Consider the following 14,458-nt stretch of genomic DNA (forward strand, 5'->3'; position numbering starts at 1 on the left):
ATGAAAAACATTTCAGATCTTTGGAGTCAAGCCCTTGGGCAGATCGAAAAAAAATTGAGCAAGCCCAGTTTTGAAACATGGATGAAGTCGACAAAGGCTCATTCATTACAGGGGGACACGCTGATCATTACCGCTCCGAACGAGTTCGCAAGAGATTGGCTTGAATCAAGATATCTTCACTTGATAGCCGATACGATTTACGATTTAACCGGGGAAGAGCTGAGCATTAAATTTGTCATTCCTCAGAATCAAAATGAAGAAGAATTTATGCCGAAGTCTCCAATCAAAAAAATGTCGAAAGAAGAACCGGCTGACTTTCCGCAAAACATGCTGAATCCCAAATACACATTCGACACTTTCGTTATAGGGTCAGGAAACCGATTTGCCCATGCTGCATCCCTAGCGGTGGCCGAAGCGCCGGCGAAAGCATACAATCCGCTGTTTATTTATGGGGGAGTCGGACTTGGAAAAACTCACTTAATGCATGCGATCGGACACTATGTCATTGATCATAATCCGTCTGCAAAAGTGGTTTATTTGTCTTCTGAAAAATTTACAAATGAATTTATCAACTCGATCCGCGACAATAAGGCTGTCGATTTTCGCAATCGCTACCGAAATGTCGACGTTCTTTTGATAGATGATATTCAATTTCTGGCTGGAAAAGAACAGACGCAAGAAGAATTTTTCCATACGTTTAATACGCTGCATGAGGAAACAAAGCAAATCGTGATTTCCAGCGACCGGCCGCCTAAAGAGATTCCGACGCTTGAAGACCGCCTGCGCTCCCGTTTTGAATGGGGATTGATCACAGATATCACACCTCCTGATCTGGAAACGAGAATCGCAATTTTAAGAAAGAAAGCAAAAGCAGAGGGACTAGATATCCCTAATGAAGTCATGCTTTATATTGCCAATCAGATCGACAGCAATATCAGAGAGCTTGAAGGGGCTTTAATACGTGTTGTCGCATACTCTTCTTTGATCAATAAAGACATCAATGCCGATTTAGCCGCGGAAGCTTTGAAAGATATTATTCCTTCTTCAAAGCCGAAAGTCATCACGATCAAAGACATTCAAAGAATTGTCGGGCAGCAGTTTAATATCAAACTGGAAGATTTCAAAGCGAAAAAACGGACGAAATCCGTGGCATTTCCGAGGCAGATCGCTATGTATCTATCAAGAGAAATGACAGATTCCTCGCTCCCAAAAATCGGCGAAGAATTTGGAGGGCGCGACCATACAACGGTCATCCATGCCCATGAAAAAATATCGAAGCTGCTGAGCGATGATGAACAACTTCAGCAGCAAATTAAAGAAATAAAAGAGCAGCTGAGGTAATCTTCATTCAAGTGGAGAATGGGAAAGTGTGAATAACTGAAACATAGTCTTACACAGTCTGTCCACATGTGGATAGGCTGTATTTCCGTTCACTCTCGCCACTTATCCACAAATCCACAGCCCCTACTAGTACTTCTGCTATTTTTATAAAACATAATAATTAATAGATTTCCGCAAGGAGGATGATTATGAAATTCACAATTCAAAAAGACCGTTTAGTCGAAGGTGTCCAAGATGTGTTAAAGGCTGTTTCTTCAAGAACAACGATTCCGATTTTAACCGGTATTAAGATTGTCGCCTCTGATGAAGGTGTTTCGCTGACAGGAAGCGACTCAGATATCTCAATAGAATCGTTCATTCCAAAAGAAGACGGCGATTTGGAAATCGTGACAATCGAACAGCCGGGAAGCATCGTTCTTCAAGCTCGTTTTTTCAGTGAAATCGTCAAAAAACTGCCTATGTCAACGGTGGAGATTGAAGTTCAGAATCAATATTTGACGATCATTCGTTCAGGAAAAGCAGAATTTAACCTAAACGGGCTGGACGCAAGCGAATATCCGCTTTTACCGCAAATCGAAGAACATCATGCTTTTCAAATTCCGACTGACCTATTAAAAAACTTGATTCGCCAAACCGTCTTTGCGGTGTCCACCTCAGAAACACGCCCAATCTTGACAGGTGTAAACTGGAACGTCACAGACGGTGAATTAATATGCACTGCGACGGATAGCCACCGTCTGGCACTGCGAAAAGCGAAGCTCGATATCGATGAGGAAAGCTCATACAATGTCGTCATCCCCGGAAAAAGCTTGACCGAGCTGAGCAAGATCCTTGATGATCATCAGGAGCTTGTCGATATTGTCATTACAGAGACGCAAGTGCTGTTTAAGACAAAAAACGTACTGTTCTTCTCAAGACTGCTTGACGGCAATTATCCTGACACAAACCGCCTGATTCCTCAGGAAAGCAAAACGAACATGATCATCAATACAAAGGAATTTCTTCAGGCGATCGACAGGGCTTCGCTTCTGGCAAGAGAAGGACGGAACAATGTGGTAAAACTTTCGGCTGTTGCCAATGAGTCCATCGAAATTTCCTCAAACTCTCCAGAAATCGGAAAGGTTGTAGAAACGGTGAATGCCGAACAAATTGAAGGGGAAGACTTAAAGATATCCTTTAGTCCGAAATATATGTTGGATGCTCTTAAAGTTCTTGAAGGAGAGGACATTCATGTCAGCTTTACAGGCGCAATGAGACCTTTTCTGATCCGCACTCCGAATGATGATTCAATCGTTCAATTAATTCTTCCTGTCCGGACGTATTAATTTCGAAACCTAGAGAAAGTTGCCGGCCAATCCGGCAGCTTCTCTTATTTCATGGGAGAAAAGATGATCTTGCCCTGCCGCTGTTTTTGATGCCACAAGTTTCCCCTTTCCTTCTTTCCCTATTTTTTAGTACAATTAGATATTAGTGATATTGAAAGAGGTCGATAAAATGACAAAGACGGTGGCTATTGATACAAACATGATTACCCTCGGTCAGTTTCTGAAATTAGCGGATGTCATTCAGTCAGGCGGGATGGCAAAATGGTTTTTATCAGAATATGAAGTGATCGTGAACGGTGAGCCGGATAACCGCCGCGGCCGGAAGCTATATGTTGGAGATGTCGTGACGATTGAAGGGTTCGGTTCATTTCAAGTCGTCGGCTAAAAAGCAGGTGATATTGATTGTATATCCAAAATCTTACATTATCATCTTACCGTAACTATGAGCGCCTTGAGCTCCAATTTGAGAACAAAGTAAACGTGATCATTGGAGAGAACGCCCAAGGCAAAACAAATTTGATGGAAGCGATCTATGTGCTTGCAATGGCAAAATCTCATCGAACCTCAAATGATAAAGAACTCATACGATGGGATGAAGACTATGCTAAAATAGAAGGCAGGGTCATTAAAAAAAACGGTTCTGTTCCCATTCAGCTTGTGATTTCCAAAAAAGGAAAAAAAGGTAAAGTGAATCATATTGAGCAGCAGAAGCTCAGCCGGTATGTCGGGGCCGTTAACACGATTATGTTTGCGCCGGAGGATTTGAATCTTGTAAAAGGCAGCCCCCAGGTCAGAAGAAGATTTCTCGATATGGAAATCGGCCAAGTATCACCAGTCTATCTTCATGACCTTTCTCTTTACCAAAAAATCCTTTCACAGCGAAATCACTTCTTGAAGCAGCTCCAAACGAGAAAACAGACTGATCAAACAATGCTTGATGTGCTGACGGAACAGCTCACGGAATTCGCGGCAAAGGTTGTGATGAAACGCCTTCAGTTTGTCGATCAGCTCGAAAAATGGGCTCAGCCCATCCATTCAGGAATTTCAAGAGGGCTGGAGGAACTGACCTTGAAGTATCATACATCTCTTCACGTATCAGATTCGCCTGATTTGTCGAAAATGATCAATAGTTATCAAGAAACGTTTTCTAAATTACGAGATAAAGAAATTGAACGGGGTGTATCCCTTTCAGGTCCTCACAGAGATGATGTTCTTTTTTATGTCAATGGGCGGGATGTACAGACTTACGGATCGCAAGGCCAGCAGCGGACGACAGCACTGTCCCTGAAATTGGCGGAAATTGATTTGATTCAGGAGGAAATTGGGGAATATCCGATTCTGCTTTTGGATGATGTATTATCAGAGCTGGATGACTATCGGCAGTCTCACTTGCTCCACACTATCCAAGGCCGTGTTCAAACATTCGTTACTACGACAAGCGTTGATGGAATTGATCATGAAACCTTAAATGAAGCAGGTATCTTTCGTGTTGAAAATGGCACGCTATTGGACTGAGAAAAATGGGGTGAGGGATTGTATATCCATTTAGGTGACGACTTTGTTGTCTCGACACGTGAAATTGTGGCTATTTTTGATTATAAGGCAAAGGCATCTCCGATCGTTGAAGAGTTCTTAACGAAACAAAAGAAGCGGATTGTCTCTTCAAACAGCACGCCCAAATCAATTGTTGTCACAGTACAAACGATTTATTTTTCTCCTTTAGCCTCAGGCACGTTGAAAAAGCGGGCGCAATCCAAGCCGGAAATTGATTCATAAAGAATCTTTACTATAAATTTATTATGTTTGAAGAAAAGTGTAGGTGAATGTGCGTGGCAATGGAACAGCATAATAATTACGATGAAAATCAGATACAGGTTCTAGAGGGATTGGAAGCCGTTCGAAAAAGACCGGGGATGTACATCGGGTCCACAAGCGGCAAAGGTCTGCACCATTTAGTATGGGAAATCGTCGATAACAGCATTGACGAAGCTTTGGCCGGTTACTGCACTGAAATCAATGTTGTCATTGAAAATGACAACAGCATCACGGTAAAAGACAACGGTCGGGGGATTCCGGTCGGTATTCATGAAAAAATGGGCCGTCCGGCTGTCGAAGTCATCATGACAGTCCTGCACGCCGGAGGTAAATTTGACGGAAGTGGCTATAAGGTTTCCGGCGGTTTGCACGGCGTAGGGGCTTCTGTTGTCAACGCCCTTTCAACCCAGCTGGATGTAACGGTTTACAGGGACGGGAAAATTCATTACCAAGAATTTGAACGGGGCGTTCCGAAGGCCGATTTGAAAGTGATCGGCGAGACCGATGTAACAGGAACGACCACTCACTTCATTCCTGATCGTGAAATATTCACAGAGACAATCGAGTATGACTACGATACGCTTGCCACTCGTGTTCGTGAACTCGCCTTTTTGACAAAAGGCGTAAAAATCACAATTGAAGATACGCGTGAAGGAAAAGAACAGAAAAATGAATATTGCTATGAAGGCGGAATTAAAAGCTATGTTGAACACTTAAACCGCTCTAGGGAAGTGGTCCACGAGGAGCCGGTCTATATTGAAGGATCGAGAGACGGGATTACTGTTGAAGTAGCGCTTCAATACAATGACAGCTACACAAGCAACATCTATTCATTTGCCAATAACATTCATACGTATGAAGGCGGAGCGCATGAAGCCGGGTTTAAAACAGGCTTGACCCGCGTCATCAATGATTATGCCAGAAAGAACGGCGTATTCAAAGAAAACGACCCGAACTTAAGCGGTGAAGATGTCCGTGAAGGTTTGACAGCGATCATTTCAATCAAACATCCGGACCCGCAATTCGAAGGGCAGACAAAAACGAAGCTCGGTAATTCAGAAGCCCGCACCATAACCGACGCCTTGTTTTCAGAAGCATTGGAAACTTTCTTGCTTGAAAATCCGGATTCTGCGAAAAAAATCGTCGAAAAAGGGGTTATGGCGGCAAGAGCGCGCATGGCGGCCAAAAAAGCGCGCGAGCTGACGCGAAGAAAAAGCGCTCTGGAAGTGTCGAATCTGCCGGGAAAATTGGCTGACTGTTCTTCAAAAGATCCGTCGATTTCTGAGCTCTATATCGTTGAGGGTGATTCGGCGGGAGGATCGGCAAAACAAGGCCGGGATCGTCATTTCCAAGCGATTTTGCCATTGAGAGGTAAAATTTTAAACGTCGAAAAAGCCCGTCTTGATAAAATCTTATCCAACAATGAAGTCCGGTCAATGATCACCGCGCTCGGTACGGGAATCGGCGAAGATTTCAACCTGGAAAAAGCCCGCTATCAAAAAGTCGTGATCATGACAGATGCCGATGTCGACGGCGCGCACATCAGAACACTTCTGCTCACCTTTTTCTACCGATATATGCGGCAAATCATCGAAAAAGGATATATTTACATTGCCCAGCCGCCGCTCTATAAAGTGCAGCAGGGGAAACGCGTCGAATATGCATACAATGACAAGCAGCTTGAAGAAATTTTAAAAGAGCTTCCGCAAAATCCTAAGCCCGGCCTTCAGCGCTATAAAGGTTTGGGAGAGATGAATGCGACTCAGCTTTGGGAAACAACGATGGACCCGGAAACGAGAACATTGCTTCAAGTGACGCTCAAAGATGCAATCGATGCCGATGAAACCTTTGAAATGCTGATGGGAGACAAGGTGGAGCCGCGGCGAAACTTCATCGAAGAAAATGCCCGCTATGTAAAGAACCTAGATATTTAACACCGATAAGACCTTATTTTCGCTTAAATGAAATAAGGTCTTTTCTAAAATATGAAAGGGTGAAACCTTTCATATTCTAGTAATTTAATGTGTATAAAATCAAGATTATTGATATAATGGAGAATAGCCTTATTCGTTGAAGAGTATAAATACAAATCTACTCCCACACAACTCATGTAGATTCTCCAGGGAGGTTTTTTAATGAGTGAACAACATAAGCCCCAAGTTCAGGAAATTAATATCAGTCAGGAAATGCGCACATCTTTTTTAGATTATGCGATGAGTGTTATTGTTTCCCGCGCTCTTCCAGATGTAAGAGACGGCCTTAAACCGGTGCATAGAAGAATCCTGTACGCGATGAACGACCTTGGGATGACAAGTGACAAACCATATAAAAAATCCGCGCGGATCGTCGGCGAAGTTATCGGTAAGTACCACCCTCATGGTGATTCTGCCGTTTACGAATCCATGGTCAGAATGGCGCAGGACTTTAACTATCGGTACATGCTCGTTCAAGGCCATGGAAACTTTGGTTCTGTCGATGGCGATTCGGCTGCGGCTATGCGTTATACAGAAGCGAGAATGTCGAAAATATCCATGGAAATTCTCAGAGATATTAATAAAGACACGATCGATTATCAGGACAACTATGACGGATCTGAAAGAGAACCGATTGTCATGCCTGCCAGATTTCCAAATCTGCTTGTCAATGGAGCTGCCGGGATAGCAGTAGGTATGGCGACAAACATTCCGCCTCACCAGCTCGGTGAAATTATTGACGGTGTATTGGCTGTCAGCAAGAACCCTGAGATGACGCTCGCAGAATTGATGGAAATCATTCCGGGGCCGGACTTCCCGACAGCAGGGATGATCATGGGCAGAAGCGGAATCCGTAAAGCCTATGAAACAGGCAGGGGTTCAATCACGCTTCGGGCCAAAGCTCAAATCGAAGAAACATCCTCTGGCAAACAGGTCATCATCATTACGGAAATACCGTACCAGGTGAATAAAGCGAAACTGATTGAAAAAATCGCCGACCTTGTCCGGGATAAGAAAATCGAAGGAATCACAGATCTCCGCGATGAATCAGACCGAAACGGAATGAGGATTGTTATCGAGCTGAGAAGGGATGCAAATGCCAACGTCCTGTTAAATAACTTGTACAAGCAAACGGCTCTCCAAACATCATTCGGTATTAATCTTTTAGCGCTCGTGGACGGACAGCCGAAAGTATTGAGCTTAAAGCAATGTCTTGAGCATTACCTCGACCACCAAAAAGTGGTGATCAAAAGACGTACGGCTTTCGAACTTCGAAAAGCGGAAGCGAGAGCTCACATCCTTGAGGGATTGAGGATCGCTCTAGACCACCTTGATGAAGTTATTTCCTTAATCAGAAACTCGCAAACGGCTGAAATTGCGAAAAATGGGTTAATCGAGAAATTTTCATTGACTGAAAAACAAGCACAAGCCATCTTGGACATGCGTCTTCAGCGGTTAACAGGTCTCGAACGCGAAAAAATCGAAGAAGAATACAAAAGCTTGGTTGAGCTGATCGCAGAGTTAAAAGCGATTTTAGCAGACGAAGAAAAGGTTCTTGAAATCATCCGTGAAGAACTGACAGAGATTAAAGACCGCTTCAATGATGAGCGCCGGACGGAGATCGTGACGTCAGGACTTGAAACAATCGAGGACGAAGATCTCATTACGAGAGAAAATATCGTTGTCACTTTAACTCATAATGGCTATATCAAACGCCTGCCTTCTTCCACTTACCGTAGCCAAAAACGGGGCGGAAAAGGAATCCAGGGTATGGGAACAAATGAAGATGACTTCGTTGAACACCTGATCTCCACATCCACTCATGACACGATTCTCTTTTTCTCAAATAAAGGGAAGGTATATCGTGCCAAAGGGTATGAAATTCCTGAATTCGGCCGAACTGCAAAGGGAATTCCAATCATCAACCTGCTTGAAGTGGAAAAAGGGGAATGGATCAATGCGATCATTCCGGTTTCCGAGTTTGACGATGAATCATACTTGTTCTTTACCACTAAACACGGAATTTCAAAACGGACGCCGCTTTCTCAATTCGCCAATATTCGCAACAACGGTTTAATTGCCTTAAGTCTTCGCGGCGAAGATGAGCTGATGGCTGTACGATTGACTGACGGCAACAGGCAAATTATTATTGGAACGAAAAACGGACTGCTGATTCGATTCCCAGAAACCGATGTAAGACAGATGGGAAGAACCGCAGCCGGTGTTAAGGGCATCACGCTCACAGGTGACGACATGGTTGTCGGCATGGAAATTTTAGAAGAGGATTCCCATGTTTTAATCGTAACGGAAAAAGGATACGGCAAACAGACGCCTGCTTCAGAATACAGAACGCAAAGCCGTGGAGGAAAAGGGTTGAAAACCTGCAAGATCACGGAAAACAACGGGCCTCTTGTTACAGTCAAAGCAACAAAAGGAGAAGAAGATTTGATGATCATCACCGCCAGCGGAGTGATCATACGGATGGATATTAATGATATTTCCATTACCGGCCGTGTAACGCAGGGTGTCCGCCTCATCCGGTTAGGTGATCAGGAGCATGTAGCTACTGTAGCCTTGGTTGAAAAAGACGAAGAAATCGATGACACGGAAACTGAAGAGCTTGAAGCCGATGAATCATAAAAAATGCAGCCTGCGGGCTGCATTTTTTATTGTTGTGTAATATAGATTAGGGTCTTTTCTCCAAATCAATCATATGCTATAATATTTCTTGGCCGCTTATAAAGAAAGCAAAAGCAAAACTTTTTTAAAAAAAGTATTGACCGCTCGTCTCTCAGATGTTATATTTAAGTGGTCGCTTTGAGAGCGGCAACGAAGTTCTTTGAAAACTAAACAAGACAAACGTACCTGTTAATTCATTAAATAAATCGCACATGCGAATGTGCGTAGTCATTATCAAACTTCATGGAGAGTTTGATCCTGGCTCAGGACGAACGCTGGCGGCGTGCCTAATACATGCAAGTCGAGCGAACCGACGGGAGCTTGCTCCCTTAGGTTAGCGGCGGACGGGTGAGTAACACGTGGGTAACCTGCCTGTAAGACTGGGATAACTCCGGGAAACCGGGGCTAATACCGGATGCTTGATTGAACCGCATGGTTCAATCATAAAAGGCGGCTTCGGCTGCCGTTTACAGATGGACCCGCGGCGCATTAGCTAGTTGGTGAGGTAATGGCTCACCAAGGCGACGATGCGTAGCCGACCTGAGAGGGTGATCGGCCACACTGGGACTGAGACACGGCCCAGACTCCTACGGGAGGCAGCAGTAGGGAATCTTCCGCAATGGACGAAAGTCTGACGGAGCAACGCCGCGTGAGTGATGAAGGTTTTCGGATCGTAAAGCTCTGTTGTTAGGGAAGAACAAGTACCGTTCGAATAGGGCGGTACCTTGACGGTACCTAACCAGAAAGCCACGGCTAACTACGTGCCAGCAGCCGCGGTAATACGTAGGTGGCAAGCGTTGTCCGGAATTATTGGGCGTAAAGCGCGCGCAGGCGGTTTCTTAAGTCTGATGTGAAAGCCCCCGGCTCAACCGGGGAGGGTCATTGGAAACTGGGGAACTTGAGTGCAGAAGAGGAGAGTGGAATTCCACGTGTAGCGGTGAAATGCGTAGAGATGTGGAGGAACACCAGTGGCGAAGGCGACTCTCTGGTCTGTAACTGACGCTGAGGCGCGAAAGCGTGGGGAGCGAACAGGATTAGATACCCTGGTAGTCCACGCCGTAAACGATGAGTGCTAAGTGTTAGAGGGTTTCCGCCCTTTAGTGCTGCAGCAAACGCATTAAGCACTCCGCCTGGGGAGTACGGTCGCAAGACTGAAACTCAAAGGAATTGACGGGGGCCCGCACAAGCGGTGGAGCATGTGGTTTAATTCGAAGCAACGCGAAGAACCTTACCAGGTCTTGACATCCTCTGACACCCCTAGAGATAGGGCTTCCCCTTCGGGGGCAGAGTGACAGGTGGTGCATGGTTGTCGTCAGCTCGTGTCGTGAGATGTTGGGTTAAGTCCCGCAACGAGCGCAACCCTTGATCTTAGTTGCCAGCATTCAGTTGGGCACTCTAAGGTGACTGCCGGTGACAAACCGGAGGAAGGTGGGGATGACGTCAAATCATCATGCCCCTTATGACCTGGGCTACACACGTGCTACAATGGACAGAACAAAGGGCAGCGAAGCCGCGAGGCTCAGCCAATCCCACAAATCTGTTCTCAGTTCGGATCGCAGTCTGCAACTCGACTGCGTGAAGCTGGAATCGCTAGTAATCGCGGATCAGCATGCCGCGGTGAATACGTTCCCGGGCCTTGTACACACCGCCCGTCACACCACGAGAGTTTGTAACACCCGAAGTCGGTGAGGTAACCTTTTGGAGCCAGCCGCCGAAGGTGGGACAGATGATTGGGGTGAAGTCGTAACAAGGTAGCCGTATCGGAAGGTGCGGCTGGATCACCTCCTTTCTAAGGATATTATACGGAATATAAGACCTTACCGGTCTTATAGACAGGTGCGTTTAGATCTTGTTTAGTTTTGAAGGAACTTCTTCTTCATTTGAATATATAAAAGATGGGCCTGTAGCTCAGCTGGTTAGAGCGCACGCCTGATAAGCGTGAGGTCGGTGGTTCGAGTCCACTCAGGCCCACCATCTTTATAAACGGGGCCTTAGCTCAGCTGGGAGAGCGCCTGCTTTGCACGCAGGAGGTCAGCGGTTCGATCCCGCTAGGCTCCACCAACGTGTTCTTTGAAAACTAGATAACGAAAAGTAGACATTCACAAGAATTTTCTGTAGTGATTCTTTTTAATGGTTAAGTTAGAAAGGGCGCACGGTGGATGCCTTGGCACTAGGAGCCGATGAAGGACGGGACGAACACCGATATGCTTCGGGGAGCTGTAAGCAAGCTTTGATCCGGAGATTTCCGAATGGGGAAACCCACTGCTCGTAATGGAGCAGTATCCATATCTGAATTCATAGGATATGAGAAGGCAGACCCGGGGAACTGAAACATCTAAGTACCCGGAGGAAGAGAAAGCAAATGCGATTCCCTGAGTAGCGGCGAGCGAAACGGGAACAGCCCAAACCAAGAGGCTTGCCTCTTGGGGTTGTAGGACACTCTGTACGGAGTTACAAAAGAACGAGGTAGATGAAGAGGTCTGGAAAGGCCCGCCATAGGAGGTAACAGCCCTGTAGTCAAAACTTCGTTCTCTCCTGAGTGGATCCTGAGTACGGCGGAACACGTGAAATTCCGTCGGAATCCGGGAGGACCATCTCCCAAGGCTAAATACTTCCTAGTGACCGATAGTGAACCAGTACCGTGAGGGAAAGGTGAAAAGCACCCCGGAAGGGGAGTGAAATAGATCCTGAAACCGTGTGCCTACAAGTAGTCAGAGCCCGTTAACGGGTGATGGCGTGCCTTTTGTAGAATGAACCGGCGAGTTACGATCCCGTGCAAGGTTAAGTTTGAAAAGACGGAGCCGCAGCGAAAGCGAGTCTGAATAGGGCGCATGAGTACGTGGTCGTAGACCCGAAACCAGGTGATCTACCCATGTCCAGGGTGAAGTTCAGGTAACACTGAATGGAGGCCCGAACCCACGCACGTTGAAAAGTGCGGGGATGAGGTGTGGGTAGGGGTGAAATGCCAATCGAACCTGGAGATAGCTGGTTCTCTCCGAAATAGCTTTAGGGCTAGCCTCAAGGTAAGAGTCTTGGAGGTAGAGCACTGATTGGACTAGGGGCCCCTACCGGGTTACCGAATTCAGTCAAACTCCGAATGCCAAAGACTTGTCCTTGGGAGTCAGACTGCGAGTGATAAGATCCGTAGTCGAAAGGGAAACAGCCCAGACCGCCAGCTAAGGTCCCAAAGTATACGTTAAGTGGAAAAGGATGTGGAGTTGCTTAGACAACCAGGATGTTGGCTTAGAAGCAGCCACCATTTAAAGAGTGCGTAATAGCTCACTGGTCGAGTGACTCTGCGCCGAAAATGTACCGGGGCTAAACGTATCACCGAAGCTGCGGACTGTTCTTACGAACAGTGGTAGGAGAGCGTTCTAAGGGCTGTGAAGCGAGACCGGAAGGACTCGTGGAGCGCTTAGAAGTGAGAATGCCGGTATGAGTAGCGAAAGAGGGGTGAGAATCCCCTCCACCGAATGCCTAAGGTTTCCTGAGGAAGGCTCGTCCGCTCAGGGTTAGTCGGGACCTAAGCCGAGGCCGAAAGGCGTAGGCGATGGATAACAGGTTGATATTCCTGTACCACCTCCTCACCATTTGAGCAATGGGGGGACGCAGGAGGATAGGGTAAGCGCGGTATTGGATATCCGCGTCCAAGCAGTTAGGCTGGGAAATAGGCAAATCCGTTTCCCGTAAAGGCTGAGCTGTGATGGCGAGCGAAATATAGTAGCGAAGTTCCTGATTCCACACTGCCAAGAAAAGCCTCTAGCGAGGTGAGAGGTGCCCGTACCGCAAACCGACACAGGTAGGCGAGGAGAGAATCCTAAGGTGATCGAGAGAACTCTCGTTAAGGAACTCGGCAAAATGACCCCGTAACTTCGGGAGAAGGGGTGCTCTGTTAGGGTGCAAGCCCGAGAGAGCCGCAGTGAATAGGCCCAGGCGACTGTTTAGCAAAAACACAGGTCTCTGCGAAGCCGTAAGGCGAAGTATAGGGGCTGACGCCTGCCCGGTGCTGGAAGGTTAAGAGGAGCGCTTAGCGTATGCGAAGGTGCGAATTGAAGCCCCAGTAAACGGCGGCCGTAACTATAACGGTCCTAAGGTAGCGAAATTCCTTGTCGGGTAAGTTCCGACCCGCACGAAAGGCGCAACGATCTGGGCACTGTCTCAACGAGAGACTCGGTGAAATTATAGTACCTGTGAAGATGCAGGTTACCCGCGACAGGACGGAAAGACCCCGTGGAGCTTTACTGCAGCCTGATATTGAATGTTGGTACAGCTTGTACAGGATAGGTAGGAGCCTTGGAAACCGGAGCGCTAGCTTCGGTGGAGGCATCGGTGGGATACTACCCTGGCTGTATTGACCTTCTAACCCGCTGCCCTTATCGGGCAGGGAGACAGTGTCAGGTGGGCAGTTTGACTGGGGCGGTCGCCTCCTAAAAGGTAACGGAGGCGCCCAAAGGTTCCCTCAGAATGGTTGGAAATCATTCGCAGAGTGTAAAGGCACAAGGGAGCTTGACTGCGAGACCTACAAGTCGAGCAGGGACGAAAGTCGGGCTTAGTGATCCGGTGGTTCCGCATGGAAGGGCCATCGCTCAACGGATAAAAGCTACCCCGGGGATAACAGGCTTATCTCCCCCAAGAGTCCACATCGACGGGGAGGTTTGGCACCTCGATGTCGGCTCATCGCATCCTGGGGCTGTAGTCGGTCCCAAGGGTTGGGCTGTTCGCCCATTAAAGCGGTACGCGAGCTGGGTTCAGAACGTCGTGAGACAGTTCGGTCCCTATCCGTCGCGGGCGCAGGAAATTTGAGAGGAGCTGTCCTTAGTACGAGAGGACCGGGATGGACGCACCGCTGGTGTACCAGTTGTTCTGCCAAGGGCATCGCTGGGTAGCTATGTGCGGACGGGATAAGTGCTGAAAGCATCTAAGCATGAAGCCCCCCTCAAGATGAGATTTCCCATTCCGCAAGGAAGTAAGATCCCTGAAAGATGATCAGGTTGATAGGTCTGAGGTGGAAGTGTGGTGACACATGGAGCTGACAGATACTAATCGATCGAGGACTTAACCTAAATATTTTTGTGAAATGTCTGACCGTTATCTAGTTTTGAGAGAATGCTCTCAAAAGCCAAAGGCAAGGAAACTCGGCTAAAGGCCCTCACTTCCTGTGAGGAACGCCCAGTACCTTCGTCCTGAAGGCATAGTTTGGTGGCGATAGCGAAGAGGTCACACCCGTTCCCATGCCGAACACGGAAGTTAAGCTCTTCAGCGCCGATGGTAGTTGGGGGTTTCCCCCTGTGAGAGTAGGACGCCGCCAAGCGCTTAGGAAGACCA

At 47.0% G+C, this 14,458-nt stretch carries 7 protein-coding genes, 2 tRNA genes and 3 rRNA genes; all 12 read left to right on the top strand.

Translation table 11 applies throughout. The features are described from left to right. The 12 genes from dnaA to rrf all read left to right on the top strand — a co-directional run bounded on the left by dnaA (window position 1) and on the right by rrf (window position 14,444). Window positions 1-1,341, top strand: a complete 1,341-nt coding sequence (dnaA, locus tag RBH91_RS00005; protein WP_307893035.1) for a chromosomal replication initiator protein DnaA — start codon at window positions 1-3, stop codon at window positions 1,339-1,341. 188 nt (window positions 1,342-1,529) lie between these two features. Next, entirely contained in the window at window positions 1,530-2,666 is a 1,137-nt protein-coding gene (dnaN, locus tag RBH91_RS00010) for a DNA polymerase III subunit beta (RefSeq protein ID WP_307893037.1), read from the top strand. Window positions 2,667-2,835: 169 nt separating this feature from the next. Further along, entirely contained in the window at window positions 2,836-3,051 is a 216-nt protein-coding gene (gene yaaA, locus RBH91_RS00015; protein ID WP_076760219.1) for a S4 domain-containing protein YaaA, read from the top strand. 17 nt (window positions 3,052-3,068) lie between these two features. Beyond that, on the top strand, window positions 3,069-4,181 hold the full coding sequence (recF, locus tag RBH91_RS00020; RefSeq protein WP_076760221.1) for a DNA replication/repair protein RecF: 1,113 nt from the start codon (window positions 3,069-3,071) through the stop codon (window positions 4,179-4,181). An 18-nt stretch (window positions 4,182-4,199) separates the two neighbouring features. Further along, complete coding sequence (gene remB / locus RBH91_RS00025; RefSeq protein ID WP_076760223.1) at window positions 4,200-4,442, top strand: extracellular matrix regulator RemB; 243 nt, start codon at window positions 4,200-4,202, stop codon at window positions 4,440-4,442. 59 nt (window positions 4,443-4,501) lie between these two features. Continuing rightward, entirely contained in the window at window positions 4,502-6,415 is a 1,914-nt protein-coding gene (gene gyrB / locus RBH91_RS00030) for a DNA topoisomerase (ATP-hydrolyzing) subunit B (RefSeq protein WP_307893039.1), read from the top strand. 201 nt (window positions 6,416-6,616) lie between these two features. After that, window positions 6,617-9,094, top strand: a complete 2,478-nt coding sequence (gene gyrA / locus RBH91_RS00035) for a DNA gyrase subunit A (RefSeq protein ID WP_307893040.1) — start codon at window positions 6,617-6,619, stop codon at window positions 9,092-9,094. A gap of 279 nt (window positions 9,095-9,373) precedes the next feature. After that, a 16S ribosomal RNA gene (locus RBH91_RS00040) occupies window positions 9,374-10,922 on the top strand. A gap of 108 nt (window positions 10,923-11,030) precedes the next feature. Then, window positions 11,031-11,107, top strand: a tRNA-Ile gene (locus RBH91_RS00045). 11 nt (window positions 11,108-11,118) lie between these two features. Further along, window positions 11,119-11,194 (top strand) — tRNA-Ala (locus RBH91_RS00050). Between the two features lie 71 nt (window positions 11,195-11,265). Next, window positions 11,266-14,196: ribosomal RNA gene (locus RBH91_RS00055) — 23S ribosomal RNA — on the top strand. Window positions 14,197-14,328: 132 nt separating this feature from the next. Continuing rightward, a 5S ribosomal RNA gene (gene rrf, locus RBH91_RS00060) occupies window positions 14,329-14,444 on the top strand. The 16S, 23S and 5S rRNA genes sit together here with 2 tRNA genes alongside, the layout of an rRNA operon. The last annotated feature ends 14 nt before the right edge of the window (window positions 14,445-14,458 follow it).

It is taken from the genome of Bacillus swezeyi (genome assembly GCF_030908325.1).
GTDB classification, from domain to species: domain Bacteria; phylum Bacillota; class Bacilli; order Bacillales; family Bacillaceae; genus Bacillus; species Bacillus swezeyi.